At 58.1% G+C, this 21,491-nt stretch carries 28 protein-coding genes; 17 read left to right on the top strand and 11 right to left on the bottom strand.

Going from position 1 to position 21,491, the window contains the following annotated elements; translation table 11 throughout:
* Positions 1–43 precede the first annotated feature (43 nt).
* Together V6F78_RS22060 and V6F78_RS22055 are read left to right on the top strand one after the other, a co-directional pair.
* Complete coding sequence (locus V6F78_RS22060; protein WP_047275810.1) at positions 44–1,009, top strand: alpha/beta hydrolase; 966 nt, start codon at positions 44–46, stop codon at positions 1,007–1,009.
* A 97-nt stretch (positions 1,010–1,106) separates the two neighbouring features.
* Positions 1,107–1,898, top strand: coding sequence for a hypothetical protein (locus tag V6F78_RS22055; RefSeq protein ID WP_047294021.1), 792 nt, complete (start codon positions 1,107–1,109; stop codon positions 1,896–1,898).
* 71 nt (positions 1,899–1,969) lie between these two features.
* Here V6F78_RS22055 and prmB read toward each other — a convergent pair whose 3' ends face one another.
* Entirely contained in the window at positions 1,970–2,878 is a 909-nt protein-coding gene (prmB, locus tag V6F78_RS22050) for a 50S ribosomal protein L3 N(5)-glutamine methyltransferase (protein ID WP_047280855.1), read from the bottom strand.
* Between the two features lie 260 nt (positions 2,879–3,138).
* Between prmB and V6F78_RS22045 the strand changes: the two genes are divergently transcribed.
* From V6F78_RS22045 to V6F78_RS22035, 3 genes are all read left to right on the top strand, one after another.
* Complete coding sequence (locus V6F78_RS22045; RefSeq protein ID WP_047276223.1) at positions 3,139–3,729, top strand: cysteine hydrolase family protein; 591 nt, start codon at positions 3,139–3,141, stop codon at positions 3,727–3,729.
* A 148-nt stretch (positions 3,730–3,877) separates the two neighbouring features.
* Positions 3,878–4,198 (top strand): hypothetical protein, encoded by a 321-nt coding sequence (locus V6F78_RS22040; protein ID WP_047276221.1) that lies wholly within the window; start codon positions 3,878–3,880, stop codon positions 4,196–4,198.
* 63 nt (positions 4,199–4,261) lie between these two features.
* A complete protein-coding gene (locus tag V6F78_RS22035) occupies positions 4,262–4,819 on the top strand; it encodes a Smr/MutS family protein (RefSeq protein ID WP_047275818.1) in 558 nt (185 codons plus the stop codon).
* A 15-nt stretch (positions 4,820–4,834) separates the two neighbouring features.
* Here V6F78_RS22035 and V6F78_RS22030 read toward each other — a convergent pair whose 3' ends face one another.
* A complete protein-coding gene (locus V6F78_RS22030) occupies positions 4,835–4,969 on the bottom strand; it encodes a hypothetical protein (RefSeq protein WP_332728305.1) in 135 nt (44 codons plus the stop codon).
* A gap of 147 nt (positions 4,970–5,116) precedes the next feature.
* Entirely contained in the window at positions 5,117–5,365 is a 249-nt protein-coding gene (locus tag V6F78_RS22025; protein ID WP_332728304.1) for a hypothetical protein, read from the bottom strand.
* 476 nt (positions 5,366–5,841) lie between these two features.
* Between V6F78_RS22025 and V6F78_RS22020 the strand changes: the two genes are divergently transcribed.
* Complete coding sequence (locus V6F78_RS22020; RefSeq protein ID WP_332728303.1) at positions 5,842–6,753, top strand: MobA/MobL family protein; 912 nt, start codon at positions 5,842–5,844, stop codon at positions 6,751–6,753.
* A gap of 9 nt (positions 6,754–6,762) precedes the next feature.
* Positions 6,763–7,371 carry a hypothetical protein gene (locus V6F78_RS22015; RefSeq protein ID WP_332728301.1) on the top strand — a complete coding sequence of 203 codons (609 nt, stop codon included), beginning with the start codon at positions 6,763–6,765 and terminating at the stop codon, positions 7,369–7,371.
* Here V6F78_RS22015 and V6F78_RS22010 read toward each other — a convergent pair.
* Positions 7,368–7,649: a bacteriocin immunity protein gene (locus V6F78_RS22010; RefSeq protein WP_047280859.1), complete on the bottom strand. Its 282-nt coding sequence runs from the start codon at positions 7,647–7,649 to the stop codon at positions 7,368–7,370. The two genes, V6F78_RS22015 and V6F78_RS22010, sit on opposite strands and share 4 nt — an antisense overlap.
* A gap of 11 nt (positions 7,650–7,660) precedes the next feature.
* A complete protein-coding gene (locus V6F78_RS22005) occupies positions 7,661–8,980 on the bottom strand; it encodes an S-type pyocin domain-containing protein (protein WP_332728299.1) in 1,320 nt (439 codons plus the stop codon).
* A gap of 8 nt (positions 8,981–8,988) precedes the next feature.
* On the opposite strand from V6F78_RS22005, the gene V6F78_RS22000 reads away from it, so the two are divergent.
* Positions 8,989–9,243 carry a hypothetical protein gene (locus V6F78_RS22000; RefSeq protein ID WP_332728297.1) on the top strand — a complete coding sequence of 85 codons (255 nt, stop codon included), beginning with the start codon at positions 8,989–8,991 and terminating at the stop codon, positions 9,241–9,243.
* Here V6F78_RS22000 and V6F78_RS21995 read toward each other — a convergent pair whose 3' ends face one another.
* From V6F78_RS21995 to V6F78_RS21985, 3 genes are read right to left on the bottom strand one after another with little or no spacing between them, the layout of a single operon-like run.
* Complete coding sequence (locus tag V6F78_RS21995) at positions 9,244–9,507, bottom strand: bacteriocin immunity protein (RefSeq protein WP_047282769.1); 264 nt, start codon at positions 9,505–9,507, stop codon at positions 9,244–9,246.
* Between the two features lie 6 nt (positions 9,508–9,513).
* Entirely contained in the window at positions 9,514–9,846 is a 333-nt protein-coding gene (locus V6F78_RS21990) for an HNH endonuclease signature motif containing protein (protein ID WP_094990411.1), read from the bottom strand.
* The gene (locus V6F78_RS21985) at positions 9,840–10,148 is read right to left on the bottom strand and encodes a hypothetical protein (RefSeq protein ID WP_139145753.1); all 309 of its coding nucleotides are present in this window, start codon (positions 10,146–10,148) and stop codon (positions 9,840–9,842) included. Before V6F78_RS21985 ends, V6F78_RS21990 begins: the two co-directional genes overlap by 7 nt.
* A 216-nt stretch (positions 10,149–10,364) precedes the next feature.
* On the opposite strand from V6F78_RS21985, the gene folE reads away from it, so the two are divergent.
* Both folE and V6F78_RS21975 read left to right on the top strand, forming a co-directional pair.
* Complete coding sequence (gene folE, locus V6F78_RS21980; protein ID WP_047276193.1) at positions 10,365–10,910, top strand: GTP cyclohydrolase I FolE; 546 nt, start codon at positions 10,365–10,367, stop codon at positions 10,908–10,910.
* Positions 10,911–11,009: 99 nt separating this feature from the next.
* Positions 11,010–11,381, top strand: a complete 372-nt coding sequence (locus V6F78_RS21975; protein WP_047275820.1) for a glutathione S-transferase N-terminal domain-containing protein — start codon at positions 11,010–11,012, stop codon at positions 11,379–11,381.
* A 107-nt stretch (positions 11,382–11,488) separates the two neighbouring features.
* On the opposite strand, the gene V6F78_RS21970 is transcribed toward V6F78_RS21975, so the two are convergent.
* Positions 11,489–12,091 (bottom strand): glutathione S-transferase family protein, encoded by a 603-nt coding sequence (locus V6F78_RS21970; RefSeq protein ID WP_047275822.1) that lies wholly within the window; start codon positions 12,089–12,091, stop codon positions 11,489–11,491.
* 10 nt (positions 12,092–12,101) lie between these two features.
* Complete coding sequence (locus V6F78_RS21965) at positions 12,102–13,268, bottom strand: aminotransferase-like domain-containing protein (protein ID WP_047275823.1); 1,167 nt, start codon at positions 13,266–13,268, stop codon at positions 12,102–12,104.
* A gap of 82 nt (positions 13,269–13,350) precedes the next feature.
* On the opposite strand from V6F78_RS21965, the gene V6F78_RS21960 reads away from it, so the two are divergent.
* From V6F78_RS21960 to V6F78_RS21945, 4 genes are all read left to right on the top strand, one after another.
* Complete coding sequence (locus V6F78_RS21960) at positions 13,351–13,797, top strand: MarR family winged helix-turn-helix transcriptional regulator (RefSeq protein ID WP_047276219.1); 447 nt, start codon at positions 13,351–13,353, stop codon at positions 13,795–13,797.
* A gap of 189 nt (positions 13,798–13,986) precedes the next feature.
* A complete protein-coding gene (locus V6F78_RS21955; protein ID WP_047275827.1) occupies positions 13,987–15,336 on the top strand; it encodes an NCS2 family permease in 1,350 nt (449 codons plus the stop codon).
* Between the two features lie 59 nt (positions 15,337–15,395).
* On the top strand, positions 15,396–16,022 hold the full coding sequence (locus V6F78_RS21950; protein WP_332728290.1) for a LysE family translocator: 627 nt from the start codon (positions 15,396–15,398) through the stop codon (positions 16,020–16,022).
* A 415-nt stretch (positions 16,023–16,437) separates the two neighbouring features.
* The gene (locus tag V6F78_RS21945) at positions 16,438–18,123 is read left to right on the top strand and encodes a hypothetical protein (protein WP_332728289.1); all 1,686 of its coding nucleotides are present in this window, start codon (positions 16,438–16,440) and stop codon (positions 18,121–18,123) included.
* Positions 18,124–18,172: 49 nt separating this feature from the next.
* On the opposite strand, the gene uraH is transcribed toward V6F78_RS21945, so the two are convergent.
* Complete coding sequence (uraH, locus tag V6F78_RS21940; RefSeq protein ID WP_047275833.1) at positions 18,173–18,526, bottom strand: hydroxyisourate hydrolase; 354 nt, start codon at positions 18,524–18,526, stop codon at positions 18,173–18,175.
* A 409-nt stretch (positions 18,527–18,935) separates the two neighbouring features.
* On the opposite strand from uraH, the gene puuE reads away from it, so the two are divergent.
* From puuE to alc, 3 genes are all read left to right on the top strand, one after another.
* The gene (puuE, locus tag V6F78_RS21935) at positions 18,936–19,865 is read left to right on the top strand and encodes an allantoinase PuuE (RefSeq protein WP_047275835.1); all 930 of its coding nucleotides are present in this window, start codon (positions 18,936–18,938) and stop codon (positions 19,863–19,865) included.
* Complete coding sequence (gene uraD, locus V6F78_RS21930; RefSeq protein ID WP_047275837.1) at positions 19,862–20,377, top strand: 2-oxo-4-hydroxy-4-carboxy-5-ureidoimidazoline decarboxylase; 516 nt, start codon at positions 19,862–19,864, stop codon at positions 20,375–20,377. Before puuE ends, uraD begins: the two co-directional genes overlap by 4 nt.
* A gap of 61 nt (positions 20,378–20,438) precedes the next feature.
* Positions 20,439–21,434 (top strand): allantoicase, encoded by a 996-nt coding sequence (gene alc / locus V6F78_RS21925; protein ID WP_047275838.1) that lies wholly within the window; start codon positions 20,439–20,441, stop codon positions 21,432–21,434.
* Positions 21,435–21,491 lie beyond the last annotated feature (57 nt).

Here is a 21,491-nt window from a genome sequence, read left to right as displayed (position 1 = left end):
TCATCCGGGTCTGTCCAACCGGCACCCAGTCATAGATGGCGAAATGATGTTCAGGATTCTGCTTGTGGTACTCACCCTCTTCAGTGGCGTGGCGAATGCTGCGTCCCCTTCCGTGCTGTTGCGCCCCATCGAGCTGAACACGCCTACGGGCACGCTGTATGGCTCGCTGGTATTGCCCAAAAGCGACAAGCCGGTGCCCGTAGTGCTGATCATTGCAGGTTCGGGTCCGACTGACCGCAACGGCAACAACACGCAGGGCGGACGCAATGACAGCCTGAAGAAACTCGCCTGGCGTCTTGCGCAAAATAACATTGCCAGCGTGCGCTTCGACAAGCGCGGCATTGCCCAAAGCCAGCCCGCCGCCCCGGACGAGCGCACCCTCAACCTTGACCAATACGTCACCGACGCCGTGGCGTGGGGCAACCTGCTCAAGGCCGATCCACGCTTTGCGGATGTGTTCGTGCTGGGCCACAGCGAGGGCGCGCTGATTGCCAGCCTGGCAGCCCCAGCCATGGACGCGGCAGGCGTGATCTCCATCGCCGGGACCGCGCGGCCCGTGGGCCAAGTGTTGCGCGAACAACTGCAACGCAACAACATGCCACCCGGCCTGCTGCAACGCAGCGTTGAGCTGATCCACACCCTTGAAAGCGGCCGCACTGACGACAACGTGCCCGAAGCGTTGCAAGTGATCTTCCGCCCCAGCGTGCAGCCCTACCTGATCAGCTTGCTGCGTTACGACCCGGCCAAGGCATTCGCCGCTCTGAAAATGCCCGCCTTGATTATTCAGGGCACCCACGACATTCAGGTCGACGTCAACGACGCGCGACTGCTCAAGGCCGCCAAGCCGGACGCTGACTTGGCACTGATCGAGGGCATGAACCATGTCATGCGCATCGTCCCGATGGACATGAAACGTCAGGTGCAGTCCTACAACGATCCGAACCAGCGATTATCCAGCGAACTGGGTGACAGAATTGTGCGCTTTATCACTAAAGTCATCGATCGCTGATCGGGCAACCCTCCAGTCCTGCGCATAACGGCCGATAAGCCTATGTCGGCAGCCTTTGCTTTGCCGGCATACCGGGCTTGCACAGGATTTTGCCGTTATGACCGACACCCCACAAAAAAACGCCGAAGCTCAAGAGCCAGCGACCCCCGAAGCGCCACCGCTCCCGTGGGCGGAGGTGCAACCCGAGCATTTCAAAATGCTGCGGCTTGCCCCCCTGCAAACTGACCGCAATACCGGCGGCCGCCCCCTGCGCTTCGTGCAGTTCGGTTATGCCGAACGCCATAACAAAGAACATAGCCTGTTACGCATGAGCATCCTGTTGCCGGGTCAGCGCGTGCGCAAAGAACAAAACCAGCTCGACATCTGGGTCGACCATGACACCCAACGCGTCAGCATCAGCCCGCAAAGCGGCCTGCAAGTCGAACCGTGGAACCGTGGCATCGGCCGCTTCCTGATGGCTCAAGGCATTCTGTGGGCCCAGAAAAAATGGTCGAAATACAGCGTTGACGGCATGCCGCTGGCCAGCAAGGACGCATTGAACGAAGACACGCGCCTGCGCCGCGATCACTTTTTACGCATGCATGGGTTTGATGTGGTGTACGCCGATGCCCAACACTTGAAAGCCAGCATCGAAGGCGTCCAGGTGGGCGAGCTGCTGAACAACTGGAACACCGAAAAAGTACAGTTCGTGGAAATTCTTGAAGCCGCGCAAATGCTGCAACAGGCCGAGCAAACCTTGCAGGAACAGGAAGTCAAACTGCGCGAGAAAGAAGAAAAAGTCAGCAAGTTCCAGCGCGAAGACACCGGGCTGCGTTTCACCATCACCTGCCTGGTGGCGTTCGCCGTGTTTCAGGCCGGGCTGTTGATCTGGATTGCAACACACCGCTGACCTGCCCCAGATTTCAGGCGGCTCCGACGGCGTCACGTGCCCGCCGGATGCCGCCAGTAACAGCTCGGGGTCTACACTCGCGAGGCGAACAGCGCCTGATGGTCGCGGCATTGCTCGGCAGTGAGCATGAACACGCCGTGACCGCCGCGCTCAAAGTCGAGCCAGGCAAAATCAACTTCCGGGTACAGCGATTCAACATGCACCTGGCTGTTGCCCACTTCCACGATCAACAGGCCTTTGTCGGTCAAGTGATCGGCCGCCTCGGCCAGCATGCGCCGCACCAGGTTCAAACCATCGTCTCCGCATGCCAACCCAAGCTCGGGTTCGTGCTGGTATTCAGCAGGCATATCGGCGAAATCTTCTGCATCCACATACGGCGGATTGGACACGATCAGGTCGAAGCGCTGCCCCGGCAGCCCCTCAAAACCGTCGCCCTGCACGGTGTAGACACGCTCATCGACGCCGTGACGCTCAATGTTCTGGTTGGCCACTTCCAGCGCTTCAAACGACAGGTCCGCCAGCACCACTTCAGCGTTCTGGAATTCATAGGCGCAGGCAATACCGATACAACCCGACCCCGTGCACAAATCCAGAATACGGGCGGGTTCGGCACCCAGCCACGGTTCAAACCGTTTTTCAATCAACTCGCCAATCGGCGAGCGCGGGATCAGCACACGCTCATCCACGATGAAAGACATCCCGCAGAACCAGGCCTCGCCCAGCAAATAAGCGGTCGGAATGCGTTCTTCGATGCGACGCTTCAACAAATGTTGCAGGTTAACCAGCTCATCATCTTCAAGACGGCAGTCCAGATAGCTGTCAGCGATTTCCCACGGCAGGTTCAACGCACCCAGCACCAGTTGGCGGGCTTCGTCCCACGCATTGTCGGTGCCATGACCGAAGAACAGCTCTTCCCCATGAAAGTGGCTGACGGCCCAACGAATATGGTCGCGCAGTGTGCGCAGACGGGAAGTGATCAACGGACTTACTCCTCAAAATCGACCGATGATTCTATCAGCCAAACCCCGGCGCGGCCAAAGTTGTGCCCGGCGGTCGACCCCGCGAGCCAATTCGCGCATCGCAAACGCTGCACCTGGTCGGTTTTGGACATTCCAACGACTCAAATACAGCGCTTGACACGGCTACAGCCCAGCATCCACGCCGTTTTCAAGAATGACCATTCACATAACCGTCCCGTCAGTGGAGAATGTCGCAAAAGCCCCACACAAAGGAGCCCCGAATGCCTGTTTTAAAAACGATGTTTCAACTGACCGGACGTGGTTATGCCGCTGCCACTCTGAACAATGCCAGCCTGTTGATCATCGATGCGCAAAACGAGTACCTGGAAGGCCCTCTGGCCTTGTCCGGCATGCCAGCAGCCACCGCCAACATCGCCTTGCTGCTCGAAGCCGCCCGTAAAGCCAAACGCCCCGTGGTTCATATCCGCCATCTGGGCACCGTCGGCGGCCTGTTTGACCCGCAAGGCGAGCGCGGTGCGTTCATCAAAGGCCTGGAGCCACAAGGCGACGAGGTGATTATCGAAAAGCGCATGCCCAATGCCTTCAACGACACCGGATTGCAAAAAGCCCTGGAAAACCTGGGCCCCCTGGATGTGATCGTCTGCGGGTTCATGAGCCATTCCAGCGTCAGCACCACGGTGCGTGCCGCCAAGGACTACGGCTTTCGCTGCACCTTGGTAGAAGACGCCTGCGCCACCCGCGACCTGCCGACCCGCGACGGCATCATCCCGGCCGTTGATGTGCAGCGTACGGAGATGGCCATCATGAACGACAACTTCGCCACCCTCGCCCGCACCCGTGATCTGATTTGATCTGACACCCCACTGATAGGCGGCTGATATTGACCGCCTATCCGTAACACCCCTTTCCTACATACCTCACATCTATTTCCCATTCCATTCAGGAACAAGATGCGACTCTCCCGGTCGAAGGCCCGATACTCTTTAAGGAAAGATCGGAATGAAGATCTCCGATGGTTTTGATGCGCGACGTTTACGCCCCAAAGGCCCCAGCAACTGGCGTTCGCGTTTTGTACTGACGATTGCAGCGCTGATCACGCTGTGTGGCCTGCTGATGACACTGACCGGTCTGGCGAGCCTGATCGGGCATTCACCGGCCCTGGGTGAACTCAACGCCAGCCCCGCCGGGGCGGCCTTGATCGCGGGTCTGGGCTTGCTGGTGACCTGGCTTGGAGGATGGATGTGGCGCCGGCGCCGTCGTTACATGCGCCAACCGCTTGGGCTGAGCATGTCTGCGCACTTGATGAAAAAACACGATTAAGGCAGATCTGCCGCACGCGGGGCGTCGACTTCGGTAAACTGGCGCCCCTTCGCGGAGGCTGACATGCAAGACGACGACTTTTCCCTGTTCAAAAACGAAATCCGCGGCGTAAAGCCGATCAAACATGATCGCGCTGACACAGGCAAACCCAAAGCCGACCGCGCGCAACTGGCCAAGTTGCGGCAAAACGCAATTGTGCGCAGCAATGAGACCATCATTGACGGCTTGTCCGATCAGTTCGTGATTGATGTCGGCCCCGAAGATCACCTGCACTGGGCCCGGGACGGCGTGCAAGAAAGCCAGATGCGCAAGCTCAAACTGGGGCAGATCAGCTTTGAAGGCAGCCTTGACCTGCACGGCATGACCGTTGAAAAGGCCCGCGAAACACTGTGGGCCTTTTTGGCCGAAGCGACCCAGCTGGAAGTGCGCTGCGTGCGCGTCACCCACGGCAAGGCCGTACGCCTTGACGGCAAACGCCCGATGATCAAGAGCCACGTCAACACCTGGTTGCGCCAGCACTCCAAGGTACTGGGCTTTTGCTCGTGCCAGGCCAAACATGGCGGCGCAGGGGCGGTCTATGTGATGCTCAAACGCACCATGATGGAAGGCCGCGACGAGTAACAGCCGCGGTTTGGCTCAGGCCCCCAACTCTTCTTTCTTCTTTTCGGACCATGCGTGGTCGCACTCGTCACACGCGTAGTCATAGCGATTGATGACAAAGGTCGTGTTCATAAAACGGGTATTGGTGCTGCGCGAATTTTTCTCTCGCACTTTGATACGGCCTTTGAACCTATCCAGCTCTGCCTGCCCTGTGCAGTGAACATTCAAGCTTTTACATGACGGGCAGCGGTGACGGATAAATCGATGCCAGACCCACCCGGCCACGATTGCAGCAAACACCAAACCTATCCAAAACAGTCATTGCCCTCTGGCCTGGCGCTCCTGATGCGCTACCGCCTGCTGCTGTCGCTCTTGCAGAGCGAGGGCGCGTGCCTGCTCCTGCGCCAAGTCGGCTTGCTGTTGCGCCAGCGCCTGCTGTTGCCGGGCATGCTGTTCGTTAGTGGCCTGGGCGATCCAGTATTTAAAGCGGGGGATACCGTCAATCACCTTTTGCAGGGCCTCAACGCGCAGACGGTAGGTCGAGTCCTGATTAGGATCATTGGCCAAATTGCGCTGGGTATTCCATTCTCGAGCTTCTTAAAGCCGGAATCTGTACCTGATAAGAGGCATAAAGTCCTAATAAATCAAATACTTAAGCATGCTTAAAAAAGAAAAAACAAGGACAACAATATTTAAAAGAGAGAACCCGGAGCCGGAATCATTCCGCTTTAACCCGAAATTTGTGCCTGATTGGAAGCCATCGTCAGTGCAGTGCCCGAAGGGCGCTGTGCTGGCAGACGCCCAACAAGCGCAGCGCGTTAGCCTGGGGAGGCAAGTACCGCGATCTAGTGGAGATCGAGCGGCCCTCCAGTCGCTGTGCGCCCTTCTAAGGCCGTTTAAAGCCTCAGGGCCGTGCAAGGGCTGCTTCGCTCCTTCGCGCCGCGGCCTGCGCGCTTCGCTTGCGGGCAACCAGGTTTGAGGCACGCGCCCTAGTTTCAGCCCATATCCCAAATCATGATGCCCAGCTCAGCATCGAGGGGGCATTGGGCAATTCGCTCCTGGAGCATCTCAGGCGTGTAGTAGGCCGAAATTTTGGGCCGCATCACCTCTGGCAGGATGGGCAGCACGTCGCCAGTTTTTCGCCCGAGGGCATGGCCCCGCAGCCGTCCGCCGAGCTGTGGAACCGGGCCGAGGCCGCCGAGGTTCGCAAGAATGCCCGCGTGGCCCGCGAGGTGCTGGTGGCCCTGCGCGCCGAGCTGTCACCGGCCCAGCGTCGGGAGCTTACCCTGGGCATCGCACAGGCACTGGCCGACCGCTACGGCACAGCCGGGACGCTGGCCGTCCACACGCCCGACCGGGAGGGCGACCAGCGCAACCACCACGCGCACATCCTCATGACCACCCGCCGCCTTGAGCCGTCCGGCGCGCTGGGCGAGAAGACCCGCGAGCTGGACGACGTGAAGCGCGGCCCGGAGGAAATCGAGTGGGTGCGGGCGATGATCGAGGGGCGCTCCAACCACGCACTGGAGCGCGCAGGCAGCGCCGAGCGGGTAGACCGGCGCTCACTGTTCGAGCAGCGCGCCCCGCTGGGCACTGTCACCCGGCTCCAGGCCAACAACGACCGCCGCCAGTTGACCGCCGATCGTGCCGAGCTGGGCGCGGTATCGGCGCAAATCATCGACATCGAGCAGGCCCGCGCCGAACGTGCGGCCCGCGAGCAGGCGACCGGCGCGGCGAGCGCAGGCATGGAGGCGTTCAAGGCCCGGTTCCAGCAGTCCCAGGACGTGGCGGCGCGGATCGAGGCCGAACGGGCACGTCTGACTGCCGAGGCGCAGCGAGTCGCCCAGGAGCGGGAGCAGGAACAAGAGCGGGCCGCGAAGGCCCAGAAACACGCGGCCTTGAGTAATGCCGGGCCGGTCAAACGTGGGCGCAGCGGCCCCGATTTCAATATGTGAGCCGATGCAATGAGCGTGAGTGAACAGGAACTGTTCGGCCTGATGGCCGTAGCCCAGGAACAGCAGCAGGCGGCAGTGGTGGCCATCGAGCGGCTGGAGGCCCAGCGGGCCGCGCTGGAGCAGACAGTCGAGCAGGCCCGCACCGCCGTGAGAGAGATGGAAATGGCGGGCAAGACGTCTGCACTCATCATCGAAAAGGCAACGCGCATTGCAGTATCAGAAGCCGTCAGCGGTGCTTTGGCGGCTGTTCGTGATGAGGAAACCCTAGGTGGCTCGATAAAGCCCGCTGTAAACGCGTTGGATGGCGTTGCAGGGCGTGCCGAACTGGCCGAGCAGCGTTTGAGCCAAACGGCGGCGTCGTTCAGCTGGCAATGGGGGGCGCTGTGGGCCGGTACAGCCGCGCTGCTGCTGGCGGTTGTCCTGGGCATCGTGCTGCTGGTAGTGCCTTCACCGGATAAAATAGCAAAGCTACGGGCCGAGGTGGCCAACCTTGAGGCCCGAGGCGGCAAGGCTGTGCTGACCGTGTGCGGCCCTGAAAAGCGGCTGTGTGGCAAGATTGACACCAAGGCCCCCGAGTACGGTGAGCGCGGGCAGTTCCAAATTCTGAAGGGCTACTAGCTTGCCTTAAACCCAGGAAGACCATTGGCTGCCCGCCATTTCTTCACTTCTGATAGCACGCCCTCTGGGCTGTCATCGACCCCAGTGGCTGGATAAAAGATCAAATCAGACCCGCGTGGGTGCCCCACAACGCGGACGAAGTGATCAGCCAGCTGGCTTAGATGAGCCTCCAAGGCTGCGCCTTTTAAACCGTTTGTATCCTCAAAAAACTCGCGTAGGAGCAGCATAAATTCTGCTTCCGTGTAGTCCTCAAATCTGTCCTTACTGAGGAAATCCATAGTCGTCCCCCTTACTTTGAACTGTGGTTTTTAATGTGGTTTTTAGGCGTGTTGACCCGGAGGTTGTCCACGTCATAAACGGCACCCCCGTCAGCAATCCTATCTACGTGGTGCAGCTCATGAACTTTTCTCCCGCCCACGGCCTCAGTGTCTTGCACGAATGGGGAGGAGCCACCGCGCATTACACGTCTGTTGGCAGCAGAAAACTGGCTGCTTAACTCAGGGTCTGCCGCCACTTCCGTCCAGAATGCTTCTCGGAAATCATCGAAGCGTGAGAATTCACGCCCCCGCAGCCTGTCAGCAATCTGTGTTGGGATGGGTGCACCTAGCCCAACGCTCGCACCTGCCAGCCATATTCCCGTTACATCCTGGCCGATGCCGGTGACGACGCCGAGTTGATTGCGAACGCTGATCGACAGGTAGATTGGCGCTATTTCAGGCTTGGTCGGAAACCAGATAATGGCGTCCTGGTAGTCGGGCGGATGTACCGGATTGACCAAGGCTTTGTTGGACTGCTCTGTTGGCGGATACACCCATACAGAAGGGAGTTTCGGGGCACCTTCAAGCGCGGGAATACCCAGCTCGTTAGGGTCAGCGGCTGGCGTCCAAACAACCTCAATGCCCTGCCCCAGGTCGGCTACGAATTGCTCACCGCGAGGCGTGGCCTCGATGACTTGTGCGTTCTCCCATTCCGGTTTACGACCCGTGTAAAAGCCGTAGACATTGATTGTGTTCGCTGCCAGCTGCTGGACATGCACCCGAACACGGGTACGGCCCAAGGTCAGGGCGTGGTACTGCTCTTTGGTGTAGAACGCGCTGTCAGCCGAGGTCGAATTGGGTAGCAGCATGCCGATGGTGCCAAGCACAGCGCCTGCCGCCATCATAGCGCCCCCTTCGATCAAGCCCAGGGACAGGGTGCCGCCCAAGCGGCTGGCTATGGTGGTGGCAGCCGTTGAGCTGCCTATCAGTTGTAAGGGCGTGCCGCCCGCCCTGATTGCTGTACCGGTGCCTAAAACGGCCCAGTCGCCATAGTCCTTCAGTTGCTCAAGTGGAACGAACCCTCCGGGATTGTTGTGATCGACCACGCCGTCCGGCAGGTTGCAGGACTTGGCAAAAATGTACCCGAGACAGTTCTTGTCCTTTTGGCTCGCTTCCCGCGCCTCTTCTAATAAGCGCGCCTCAGCCGCCTCATAGGCTTTCTTGTTTCCGGCCACCGCCCGGTCCCAGTTCCCCTGCAAATCCTCTGGTGGTGCTGGTTCCAGCCGTTTGGCATTAAGCGCCTGCTGGTAACACACCTTGCAGTGGTGTCCCGCGAAATCTCCGTTCGCCATAAATCAGCTTGTCTCATCCAATAATCGCCAATGCCCGCCAGCATGCCCACGCACCTGACCACTTGCAAGTGAAGTGCTTCACCATAGCGCCGTCACCGAATGAAATAGCAAGGCTACGGGCCGAGGTGGCCAACCTTGAGGCCCGAGGCGGCAAGGCTGTGCTGACCGTGTGCGGGCCTGAAAAGCGGCTGTGCGCCAAGATTGACACCCAGGGCGAAGGCTACGGCGAGCGCGGGCAATACCGCATTCTGAAGGGCTACTAGCTAGCGGCTTGCCTTAAACCCAGGAAGGCCATTGGCTTCGCGCCATTTCTTCACGGTTTCGGTTATGCCTTCGGCAGAGTCATCCGCACCGTTTTCAGGGTAATAAATCAAGTCTGTGCCATCAGGATGCTCTGTAATTATCCTGAACTGATCCAAAAACTCACCCAGGACTTCGTCCGAGGCACCATTATCGTTGGCAGCAAATAGCTCCTCCATAAAGCGAATGAACTGAGCTTCGGTGTAGTCGGAAATACTCTTTTTCATAGGTAGTTACCGGTGAAGGTCGATATGGTTTTTCGGAGTATTGGCTCTGAGGTTGTCCACGTCATAAACGGCACCCCCGTCAGCAATCCTATCTATGTGGTGCAGCTCATGAACTTTTCTCCCGCCCACGGCCTCAGTGTCTTGCACGAATGGGGAGGAGCCACCGCGCATTACACGTCTGTTGGCAGCAGAAAACTGGCTGCTTAACTCAGGGTCTGCCGCCACTTCCGTCCAGAATGCTTCTCGGAAATCATCGAAGCGTGAGAATTCACGCCCCCGCAGCCTGTCAGCAATCTGTGTTGGGATGGGTGACCACCTGCAAGTGAAGTGTTTCACCATAGGGGCCGCTTCCACCAAGGCAACGGGGTGTTGTTTGGCACACTTTCAAGTGTGTCAGGCTGTGCCGGTTCCGGCTTGTGCTCAATCAGGCGCATAGCTTGGCGAAGCTCAGCGACTTCCTCCCGCAATGCCTTCAGCTCGGTCAGGATCATGGCTACATCCTGTGTGCCAAGTGCGGTGCCGCCATGTGCCGTTTTTTCGGCTTCTGGTTGTGCCAATGGTTTCAGCTCGCCATAGGCGCGGATCAACTCAGAAGTCTCCAGACGGCGACCGCTAACCATAACGGCAGAACGAATGTTCACTGCCCGTGCACCCATCGCCCGACCTAAGCTACTATGTGCGCCAAATGAAGGTACCCCCCTCATGGACCCGATCGCGATCGGGGGTCAGTGCCAGGGAGCAACGGCCTGTCAACGTGCCATCCTCTGTGACATCGTCCGCCCGCTCCGCCCCGAAACGCCTCATATGGGTACATGCACATCGAGTACCCCTCCGAAACCCACATGGAAAACAGCCCTGTGACATTGGAACAAAACTACACCGCCATCCTCGGTCAGCTTGGCGAAGACGTCTCCCGCGAAGGCTTGCTGGACACGCCTAAGCGCGCAGCCAAAGCCATGCAGTACCTGTGCCGCGGGTATGAGCAAACACTGGAAGAAGTCACCAACGGTGCCTTGTTCAGCTCTGACAACAGCGAAATGGTGCTGGTCAAGGACATCGAGTTGTATTCGCTGTGCGAACACCATCTGTTGCCGTTCATCGGCAAGGCCCACGTGGCTTACATTCCGAGCGGCAAGGTGCTGGGCCTGTCGAAGGTGGCACGTATCGTTGATATGTATGCTCGCCGCTTGCAGATCCAGGAAAACCTCAGCCGCCAGATTGCCGATGCCGTGTTGCAAGTCACTGGCGCGCTGGGTGTGGCCGTGGTGATTGAAGCCAAGCACATGTGCATGATGATGCGCGGTGTCGAGAAGCAGAACTCGTCGATGATCACGTCGGTGATGCTCGGTGAGTTTCGCGACAATGCCGCGACGCGCAGCGAGTTTCTCAGCCTGATCAAGTAAACCCGCGTCCCAAAAAACCGGCGCTCATCGCCGGTTTTTTTTCGCCCGCGTATTTCAGGTAAGCTGCGGGCCTTCTTTCTTGCCCATGAGGCTATTACTGTGTTTATCAAAGCGCTCCGCGTAGGCCTGGGTCAGCTGATTATCGCTGGCGATTTCCTGACCCGCCCCAGCAAAAAACAGCGCCCTGCCACCGCTCAGGCGCAGGTTGATCAAGCCGCCCAAGGCCTGACCCTGTACCAGTTCCACGCGTGCCCGTTTTGCGTCAAGACGCGCCGCACCTTGCGCCGCCTGAACGTGCCAGTGGCATTGCGAGATGCGAAAAACAATGAGCAGGACCGTCAAACCCTGCTGGAGCAAGGCGGCAAGATCAAAGTCCCTTGCCTGCGTATTGAGGAAGGTGGCAAGACCACCTGGATGTACGAATCCAAGGTCATCATTGACTACCTGAACAACCGCTTCGCCAACGTCTGACACCCCGCCACCACTCGCGGCTTAAGGCTCGCAGGCTGCGGGCCTTTGGGGTATCGGCCACAGGCTCAAAAAAACCGGCACATGGCCGGTTTTTCAGTGCGGGCAGTTCAGCCCAGCATCGTTACATGCCGCGGGTGACTGGCCACCCGTTGTAACCAGGCTTGAATGCTCGGGTAACCCGCCAGATCAAACCCGCCCTGATGAGCCACGTGGGTGTAGGCATACAGCGTCACATCAGCAATCGAATAGTGCTCACCCACCAGATACGGGGTGCGGGCCAGTTGCTGCTCCATGACGTCCAGCGCTTTGTACCCGCGCTTTTGCAATTTTCGGTACTCCTCAAGCCGCTCCTGGGGCAGCCCCAGGTAGAACTGAATGAAGCGCGCCACGGCAACATAAGGTTCATGGCTGTACTGCTCGAAAAACTGCCATTGCAGCACTTGGGTGCGCAAACGCGGCTCGGTCGGCAGGAACTCGCTACCGTCCGCCAGGTAGTTGAGGATCGCGTTGGATTCCCACAGGCACGTACCGTCCTCAAGCTCAAGGACAGGCACTTTGCCGTTAGGGTTTTTCGCCAGGAACGCCGGGGTTTCAGTCTCCCCGTTCAGAATGTCCACTGACTGCCATTCGTACTCAAGCCCCAACAGGTGCAGCATCAGCTTGATCTTGTAGCAGTTGCCCGAGTTGTAATCGCCATAAACCTTAAGCATCGCAAACCCTCTAAGCCGCCTGTGCGGCTTGTGCGTGACGAATAACGTTGGCCAGGCGCTTGAGGCCTTCATGCAAACGCTCAGGATCGATGTGGCTGAAGTTCAGGCGCAAGCTGCCAATGTGTTGATCCGGCTCGGCAAAAAACGGTTCGCCCGGCATGAACGCGACATTTTGCTCCAGCGCCGGCTTGAGCAAGGTGCGAGTGTCGAGCGGCTGCTTGAGGGTGAGCCAGAAGAACAAACCGCCCTGCGGCACGTGCCAGTCGGCCAGGTCCGCGAAGTGCTCTTGCAGCGCCGCCTGAAAGCCATCGCGACGCACGCGGTAAAAGTCACGCAACTCGGCCAGGTGGTTGCGCATTTTTTCAGTGCCAATCCACTGCAAGGCCTGCCACTGCCCGACGCGGTTGGTGTGCAGATCCGCCGATTGCTTGAGGCGCAGCAAGTGCGGGAACAAATCAGGGCTGGCGATCAGGAATCCCACGCGCAGACCCGGCAGCAGGGTTTTGGACACCGTACCGGTGTAGATCCAGCTGGCCTTTTTCAGACGGCTGACAATCGGCGTGGCACTGCCGCCGTCGAAATTCAGCTCACGGTACGGTTCGTCTTCAATCAGTGTCACGCCGAACTCATCCAGCAGCGCCGCCACGGCATCGCGCTTGGCTTCGCTGTAGCGCACGGCCGAAGGGTTCTGGAACGTCGGGATCAGGTAGATGAACGCAGGCGAATGTTTTTCCAGTTCACTGCGCAGCGCCGCCAGGTCAGGGCCGTCGGCTTGCAAAGGAAAGGTCAGGCACTGGGCGCCGAACAGTTGAAAGATCTGCAAGGCCGCCAGATAGGTCGGCGCTTCGAGCATGATCTCGGTGCCCTTGTCGATGTACAGCTTGGCCGCCAGGTCCAGGGCTTGCTGCGAACCGCTGAGCACCATCACTTGGCTGGCGTCGCACTCAACGCCCAGAGCACGCGCTTCGGCCGCCAGCACTTCACGCAGGGCCGGCTCGCCTTCGCTCATGCCGTATTGCCCCATCGAGGCTGGCATGTCGGTCCAGTCGACTTTGGGCAGCATTGCTTCGGCCGGTAGACCGCCGGCAAACGACATGACTTCCGGACGTTGGGCCGCAGCCAGAATTTCGCGAATCAAAGAACTTTTCAGGCGGGAAACACGTTCGGAGAAGGCCATACAGATCACCGGTAGCGGAAGTAATTGGAAATAAGTCAAACTGCTTGACCGAAATTACGCCGCGCAGCCTAGATACGTCAATATGCTTGACCTTAAAAATCCGATCACTCAGCGTGCCGCCATGCAAGCCTTCTTCTTTGGCTATCAAGCATTTACCGCCAAGGCGGATGAAATGCTGGCCCGCCGTGGGCTCAGCCGGGTGCATCAACGCATCGTATTTTTCATTGCCCATTACCCCGGCGTCAGCGTCAAAGAGCTGCTGACCTTGCTGGGCGTGAGCAAGCAGGCGCTGAACACACCCTTGCGCCAATTGATCGACATGAATCTGGTGCGCAGCGTTGCGCCCGAGACCGACAAACGCAAACGCCTGCTGGAGCTAACGCCGGACGGGGTGCGGTTTGAAAGAAACTTGCGCCGTGAGCAAGTCAAACTCTTGCAGCGCGTCTTCGCCCAAGAAGGTGAAGAGGCGGTCAACGGATGGCTGGCAATCAACCATGCCTTGGGTCAAAGCCGTCAAACCCGGGCCTGAGCCCACCCTGCCCCAACCCTTTTCGATTTAAATCCCGCACAATCCTGAAAACATTATTTGCTTTATTTGTATACAAAAGCATAATTCACCTCACGCACTTTCTTGACTCAATGGTCAGGAAGCTGCGTTTCTTGCGTCATTTGCCTCAACCAGCGCGCTCAAAAACAATAAAAGCCTGAGGAAATCACCGTGGACAGCCCTAAACCGAACGCCCCTGCTCTGGATCTTTCGCCGCCCGCCCAACGTGGCTGGCTGGAGCGCCTGTTCAAGTTGTCGCTGCATGGCACCACCGTCAAAACGGAGTTGATCGCCGGGCTGACCACCTTCATCACCATGGCTTACATCATCTTCGTCAACCCGAACATCATGGCCGACGCGGGCATCAACCATGGCGCCGCCTTTGTTGCCACGTGCATTGCCGCCGCCCTGGGCAGCCTGCTGATGGGGCTGTATGCCAACTGGCCTGTCGGCCTTGCACCCGGCATGGGTTTGAACGCGTTTTTTACCTACACCGTGGTCGGGACAATGGGCTACAGCTGGGAGACCGCGCTGGGTGCCGTTTTCGTTTCAGGCGTGCTTTTTCTGATATTAACCCTGTCGCGTGTCCGCGAATGGTTGCTCAACAGCATTCCCGTCAGCTTGCGTTACGCCATGGGTGCAGGCGTCGGCCTGTTCCTGGGCCTGATCGGCCTGAAAACCTCGGGCATTATTGTCGACAGCCCGGCGACCCTGATTAAACTTGGCTCTTTGCGCGACCCGGCGCCGCTGCTGGCCGCCGTGTGCTTCCTGATGATTGCCGTGCTCAGCTATCACCGCGTGTTTGGCGCCATCCTGATCAGCATCATCGCCGTGACGCTGGCCGGGTGGGGCCTGGATCTGGTGCATTACAACGGCATTCTGTCTGCGCCCCCCAGCCTGGCGCCGACCTGGATGGCCATGGACCTCAAAGGTGTGTTCAACATCAGCATGATCAGCGTGGTACTGGCCTTTCTGTTTGTCCACATGTTCGACACCGCAGGCACCTTGATGGGCGTGGCACAACGTGCCGGGCTGGTGAAGGCTGACGGCAAAATCGAAAACCTGTCCCGCGCACTCAAGGCCGACAGCGCGTCCAGCGTATTCGGCGCGGTGGTCGGTGTTCCGCCTGTGACCAGCTACGTCGAAAGTGCTGCTGGCGTGGCGGCAGGCGGGCGCACCGGGCTAACCGCCGTGACCGTGGGCGTGTTGTTTGTCGCGGCCATGTTCTTCGCCCCGCTGGCAGGCATGATCCCCGCCTATGCCACAGCCGGGGCCCTGATTTACGTCGCGATGCTGATGGTGGGCGGCATGCAACACATCAACTGGGACGAGCCGACCGACTGCATCCCGGCCATTGTGACGATGATCATGATGCCGCTGACGTTTTCGGTAGCCGATGGCATTGCCTTGGGCTTCATCAGCTACGTGGCACTCAAGGCTGGCACGGGCAAATACCGTGACATTTCCATCAGCCTGTGGGTGCTGTGCGCCATTTTCATCGCCAAGTTTATTTACCTGTAAGCGCGGCGATATCAACCTGCCCCGCCACTGTGCGGGGTGCTTGTGACATGGAGGAAGTGATGAGTCTGGAAACCTGGCTGCTGTTCAGCAGCGCGGCATTGGTGGTAATCCTGATTCCGGGGCCGTTGTCGTTACTAATGATCAGCAACAGTTTGAACTACGGCCTGCGCCGTTCGTACCCGGCTTTTCTGGGCGGTGTATTCGCCTCGATTTGCCTGCTGAGCGCATCGGCGCTGGGGTTGGGCGCACTGCTGCTGGCCTCGGAGCAACTGTTCAGCGCACTCAAGATTGTGGGTGCGCTCTACCTGTTCTACCTCGCGTGGCAAAGCTGGAAGCAATCACGCCTGCCCGCGCAAGCAACCACAGTGCCTGAAGCCGCCCCTAAACCGCGCTTTAGCGCACTGTTTGGGCGCGCGTTTGTGCTGGGCGCCAGCAACCCGAAAGATATCTTGTTCTTTGCCGCCTTCCTGCCGCAGTTTCTCAACCCTGACGCACCGTTTCTTAATCAGTTGTGGGTGATGATTGCGACCTGGACCGTCCTCGACTTGCTCTGCAAGCTGGCCTACGGCCTGGGCGCACACGGGGCTGCGGGGTACTTGCGCAGCGGCAAAGGACAGACCTGGTTCAACCGGGTCAGCGCCGGGTTGTTCAGTGTCGCAGGCACTGCATCGCTGTTGAGTCGCTAATCTGTAACGTGTTCCCGACAAGTCAGGAAACCATTTTCTGACTTGTTCCCTGACTGCATACAGCGGCGCATTAAACTCAACTTACACACACTGTGACCAATGGTTAGCGTCGCACTACACTCTGACACTTGAAAGGGCACGCCGGCATTTCCATGATGGATATTTCTCCACAAGGACGTGCATAACCATGCCACACACAGACACTGACATTAATGACGCTGAATTAGATGACTGGGACCGTTGAATTTCAAAAACTCCCGAAATCCAGCATTTAAGAATTCAAGACCTTATATTGCCAGGCACTCATAACTCCGGCGTTGACCTGCAAGCGTTTTATACCTCCACGTATGGAACCTGCCAGGACTACTCTCCCTTCAACCAACTGATTCGAGGCGTTCGCGTTCTGGATTTACGCGTGGAATTTGACCCGAAGGCACACACACAGCAAGAACGCTTTCAATTGGTCCACCACATACGATCCGGAAGAAACATAAAACGGGATATTCTGGATCAAGTGAACCGGTTCCATCAGCGCACGGGCGGTAAAGAACTGGTGATTCTGGACTTCCACACGTTTGACCACTTCACGCCTGCGGCAGAGGCCGAACTTCGTGCACTGATTAAATCGACACTGGGGGCGCACACACTCATTGCACCCTATTACAGCCCCTTCACGCTCAAACAGATTCAGACCATAGGCCCTATGAACACAGTGATTGCCTATAACAGAGGCGCACGTGACCATTTATTTTGGGGCGGGGTCAACCAGCGTTGGAAGGGAGATTTCTCTCCGTCGACCCGTGAGTTAAAAACATTTATGGACGCGGTGGCCCTGGAAACCAAGCCAGAAGCTCAACTCAGGTCCATTCAATGCGCAAAATACAACAAACCCATCCCTTCGCCGGACGATTTTTCCGATAAGATCAGCGAATGGTTCGCCTCCAAAGACCTCCACAGTTACATTCAAAAGTTTTGGATCATTAACACTGACTGGACAACAAGAAGTTATATCGTCGGCAATTGCCGACATGCCAACCGGGTAAAAGTGGCTGCATTACGAAACGCACGCGAATTCACACCCGCGAACAGCATCGCTGTAAACGGTATTATCCCGGGGCATTATCGGGCGTTGATATTCACACTGTCCGACGGGCACTGGTGCCGGGAACTTTTTCTCCCCAGTAACGTGCAGGACAAGGACACACTGCTGATTCGATCAACCGCCACATCAAATACGATCATTAATGCCAGCAACCTGGATCTTGACCTCGAGCACTTAACCCTGTGCAAAGGCATTTGCCTGTTATTTATTTACAACGGCGAACGTCGTCACTGGGTATTACATTCAATCCTGGATAAACCCGCCGACTCAACAGACGTCTCAATTGCACAGCCCACGCTGACTAACCCGACAGTCACTTACAAACTGTCAGATGGTGCCTGGGTAAAAACCGCTTTCCTTGCGACCACTGCGCCTGAAGGCGCGATCATTCACGCCACCTCCTATGCGCGACTGAGCGCCGAGATCGCAGATCCCCGAGGTCATCGTTACCCCATTAAGCGCAACGACTCTCTCGTTTTCACCATGCTCAACAAACAATGGCAACGCTTGGGCAAGCGCTCCGTTGAGTTGATCTCACTTTCACAATCTTCCATGGGCGATTCAACATTCTCTGAAGGCCAAATCAGAATTGCCCGACCCGCATTAAGCCCATCCGGGGTGGTTGCGGTAGACCCAACGGTGGGGCCGACTCAATTAAGCAACCTGCCAAGCGATACGCCCTACACCACATTGAACGTTTGCGTCACCCGTCCCTCAGGCTCGATCTCGACGGTACAACTCAGGGCCTACCGGTCAATCGGTGCCTGCGGCAAAACACCCATGAATAACTATCGACACTGCGCTGAAGGCGCGAGTCTGTTTTTCGGCGTGGAATATCATCACAGTGACAACCGTTCACTGCGAATCGGGGAGTACACCGGTGAATTCACATTACAAGCCCGCGATAACAAGGACCCAAATTGGCGGTTCCTCATCCGCGTCGTATTGCGCATTCACGGCAGACGGTTGCCAGGGCCTGATCCCATGGCCGTGAAATAAAAAAAGCCCGCAGTGTGAGCGGGCAAAAAACCACATGCGCAGGGTGAAACTAGCTTCCGCGATACGTGGAATAGCTGTAAGGCGAAATCAATAAAGGCACGTGGTAGTGCGCTTGCTCGGCATTGATGCCGAAGCGCAGTACCACGACATCCAGAAAGGCCGGTTCGGGCAATTGCACACCGCGGGCGCGGTAGTAATCACCCGCACTGAACTGCACCTGATACACCCCGGAGCGGTAATCATCACCCTCCAGCAGCGGCGCGTCGCAACGACCGTCGCTGTTGGTCAGGGCCGTGGCAACCAGTTCCAACTGTGAACCTTCAACCCGAAACAACTCGACCTTGATCGAGCTGCCAGGGCAACCGTGTGCGGCATCCAAAACGTGAGTGGTCAAACGTCCCATTGATTCTGCGCGCCTGCCGAATCGTTGATCGTGCAGGCCTCGCGCCTCCCGGAGTCAGTTGATAAAAAGGACCGCTGCACCCGTGTGGAGCACGATGGGGCGGCAGCGAAGGCATAATTAAGACATTTATCAAAAAAATTGTACACAATTAAAATCACACATTTACGCAGGCCCCGATTCACGTGGCCTCACAGCTATTTCCTGTCAACGACGCCGCTCTTCACGACTTTGTATTCACGCCATGACCGATCAGGCAGGTTTCTTGCTTGTACACTTCGAGCACAATTCATGTTAAAAAAGCAAAAAATCAGGCTTACAAAGTGTTTATTAAGTTGTATACAATCAGGCCATCGCAGTGAAGCCAGATCTGGCCGATCAACTGTCAACACGAATAATAAGGAAGACTGTAGTGAGCGCTGATTACCCACGCGACCTGATCGGTTACGGTCCCAACCCTCCTCACCCGCACTGGCCGAATAACGCCCGTATCGCCCTGTCGTTCGTCCTCAATTACGAAGAAGGCGGTGAGCGCAACATTCTGCACGGTGACAAAGAATCTGAAGCCTTCCTCTCCGAGATGGTCTCGGCGCAACCGCTGCAAGGCGAGCGCAACATGAGCATGGAATCGCTTTACGAATACGGCAGCCGCGTCGGCGTGTGGCGGATTCTCAAGCTGTTCAAGGAATTCGACCTGCCGTTGACGGTATTTGCCGTGGCCATGGCAGCCCAACGTCACCCGCAGGTGATCAAGGCCATGGTTGCGGCCGGCCACGAGATTTGCAGCCACGGCTACCGCTGGATCGACTACCAGTACATGGATGAGGCCCAGGAGCGTGAACACATGCTCGAAGCCATCCGCATCCTGACTGAAATCAGCGGCGAACGTCCGCTGGGCTGGTACACCGGTCGCACCGGCCCCAATACCCGGCGCCTGGTGATGGAAGAAGGCGGATTCCTGTACGACTGCGACACCTATGACGATGACCTGCCGTACTGGGAACCCAACAACCCGACCGGCAAACCGCACCTGGTGATCCCGTACACGCTGGACACCAATGACATGCGCTTCACCCAGGTCCAGGGCTTCAATAACGGCGAGCAATTCTTTCAGTACCTCAAGGACGCCTTCGACGTGCTCTACGCCGAAGGTGCCGAGTCGCCAAAAATGCTGTCCATCGGGCTGCACTGCCGCCTGATCGGCCGCCCTGCCCGCCTGGCCGCCCTCAAACGCTTCATTGAGTACGTCAAAGGCCATGACCACGTGTGGATCACCCGCCGTGTCGACATCGCCCGCCACTGGCAAGCCACTCACCCGTTTACTGCAGAGAATGCCCGATGAGCACCTTCAAGACCCTCACGCCTTCAACCCTGAGCCGCGAAGCATTCGTCGAAGCCTTTGCCGATATTTACGAGCACTCGCCGTGGGTCGCTGAAAAAGCCTACGACCTGGGCCTGGATGCCAGCGTCGACCAGATCGAAAGCCTGCACCAGCGCATGAGTGACATTTTGTTGAGCGCCGATCACGCCAGCCAGCTGGCACTGATCAACGCTCACCCGGACCTGGCCGGCAAAGCGGCCGTCCAGGGCCAACTGACCGAAGCCAGCACCCATGAACAGGCTGGCGCCGGTATTCACCAATGCACGGCCGAAGAGTTCCAACGCTTCACCGAGCTGAACGAGGCCTACAAGGCCAAGTTCAAGTTTCCCTTCATCATGGCGGTAAAAGGCAGCGACCGGCACCAGATCCTCGCCGCGTTCGAAACCCGCATCCATAACCCGGCAGACGCCGAGTTCAGATGCGCGTTGGCAGAAATCAACAAAATAGCCCTGTTCCGATTACTCCAGCTCTAAGCCGAACCGGCACCCGCCGGTCAGGCATCTCCAGCCACTTATTCAAAGGCAGACAAGAAGAATGAAAGCTTACGCCGTACCGTTCGAGAAGTTCGTCAACTTGGCCGACGCCCGCCTGGGTACCAAAATCATCTCCGTGACCGATGATTGGTTTGCCGACGCCAACCGCATGTTCCAGCCGACCCCGGCCGTATGGAAGGAGGGCGTTTTCGATGACAACGGCAAGTGGATGGACGGCTGGGAGTCACGCCGCAAGCGCTTTGAAGGCTACGACAGTGCGGTGATCCGCCTGGGCGTTCCGGGCTCGATCAAAGGCGTTGACATCGACACCTCATTTTTCACCGGCAACTTCCCGCCGTCGGCCTCGCTGGAAGCCTGCTTCCTGGCCGAAGGCGAACCGACCGAGCACACCCAGTGGGTTGAAGTGCTGTCCGCTGTCGAACTGCAAGGCAACAGCCACCACTACCACGAAATCAGCAACGATCAGGCCTTCAGCCACCTGCGCTTCAACATTTACCCAGACGGCGGCGTAGCCCGTCTGCGCGTATACGGCGTGCCGTTCCGTGACTGGTCTTCGATCGGCGACAACGAACAGGTTGACCTGGCGGCTGCCCTCAACGGTGGTCGTGCCCTGGCCTGCTCCGACGAACACTTCGGCCGCATGAGCAACATCCTCAACCCGGGCCGTGGCATCAACATGGGCGATGGCTGGGAAACCGCCCGCCGTCGCACACCGGGCAACGACTGGGTCATCGTGGCGCTGGGCCACCCGGGCGAGATCGAAAAAATCATCGTCGACACCCTGCACTTCAAAGGCAACTACCCGGACAGCTGCTCGATCCAGGGCGCCTACGTCAAAGGCGGCACCGACAGCCAGATCGAAACCCAGAGCCTGTTCTGGCGTGAGCTGCTGCCGAGCCAGAAGATGGAAATGCACGCCGAGCACACCTACAGCGAACAACTGAAGGACCTGGGCCCGATCACCCACATTCGCCTCAACCTGTTCCCGGACGGCGGTGTCAGCCGCCTGCGTGTACTGGGCAAAGTCGCGAAGTAAGGCTGGACCTGTCGTGGCTGCCGCAGCCGGCGGCCGCGACGACACCAGCAACAACCC

The organism is Pseudomonas sp. ESBL9, assembly GCF_036668715.1.
In the GTDB taxonomy this organism is placed as follows: Bacteria; Pseudomonadota; Gammaproteobacteria; order Pseudomonadales; family Pseudomonadaceae; genus Aquipseudomonas; species Aquipseudomonas lundensis.
The sequence above is the reverse complement of the archived record's forward strand: the minus strand, read 5'-3'. Positions and strand labels throughout refer to the sequence as shown.

Excerpts from the sequence above, each read along its gene's own strand:
- V6F78_RS22040 (WP_047276221.1), top strand. The coding sequence starts at position 3,878 with ATGAAGATCTCCGATGGTTTTGATGCGCGACGTTTACGCCCCAAAGGC.
- alc (WP_047275838.1), top strand. The coding sequence starts at position 20,439 with ATGAAAGCTTACGCCGTACCGTTCGAGAAGTTCGTCAACTTGGCCGAC.
- V6F78_RS22015 (WP_332728301.1), top strand. The coding sequence starts at position 6,763 with ATGAGCGTGAGTGAACAGGAACTGTTCGGCCTGATGGCCGTAGCCCAG.
- uraH (WP_047275833.1), bottom strand. The coding sequence starts at position 18,526 with ATGGGACGTTTGACCACTCACGTTTTGGATGCCGCACACGGTTGCCCT.
- uraD (WP_047275837.1), top strand. The coding sequence starts at position 19,862 with ATGAGCACCTTCAAGACCCTCACGCCTTCAACCCTGAGCCGCGAAGCA.
- V6F78_RS22010 (WP_047280859.1), bottom strand. The coding sequence starts at position 7,649 with ATGGATTTCCTCAGTAAGGACAGATTTGAGGACTACACGGAAGCAGAA.
- V6F78_RS21965 (WP_047275823.1), bottom strand. The coding sequence starts at position 13,268 with ATGGCCTTCTCCGAACGTGTTTCCCGCCTGAAAAGTTCTTTGATTCGC.
- V6F78_RS22005 (WP_332728299.1), bottom strand. The coding sequence starts at position 8,980 with ATGGCGAACGGAGATTTCGCGGGACACCACTGCAAGGTGTGTTACCAG.
- V6F78_RS21990 (WP_094990411.1), bottom strand. The coding sequence starts at position 9,846 with ATGGTGAAACACTTCACTTGCAGGTGGTCACCCATCCCAACACAGATT.
- V6F78_RS22060 (WP_047275810.1), top strand. The coding sequence starts at position 44 with ATGATGTTCAGGATTCTGCTTGTGGTACTCACCCTCTTCAGTGGCGTG.
- V6F78_RS21970 (WP_047275822.1), bottom strand. The coding sequence starts at position 12,091 with ATGCTTAAGGTTTATGGCGATTACAACTCGGGCAACTGCTACAAGATC.
- V6F78_RS21995 (WP_047282769.1), bottom strand. The coding sequence starts at position 9,507 with ATGAAAAAGAGTATTTCCGACTACACCGAAGCTCAGTTCATTCGCTTT.
- V6F78_RS22045 (WP_047276223.1), top strand. The coding sequence starts at position 3,139 with ATGCCTGTTTTAAAAACGATGTTTCAACTGACCGGACGTGGTTATGCC.
- V6F78_RS21960 (WP_047276219.1), top strand. The coding sequence starts at position 13,351 with ATGCTTGACCTTAAAAATCCGATCACTCAGCGTGCCGCCATGCAAGCC.
- V6F78_RS21950 (WP_332728290.1), top strand. The coding sequence starts at position 15,396 with ATGAGTCTGGAAACCTGGCTGCTGTTCAGCAGCGCGGCATTGGTGGTA.
- V6F78_RS22035 (WP_047275818.1), top strand. The coding sequence starts at position 4,262 with ATGCAAGACGACGACTTTTCCCTGTTCAAAAACGAAATCCGCGGCGTA.
- V6F78_RS22055 (WP_047294021.1), top strand. The coding sequence starts at position 1,107 with ATGACCGACACCCCACAAAAAAACGCCGAAGCTCAAGAGCCAGCGACC.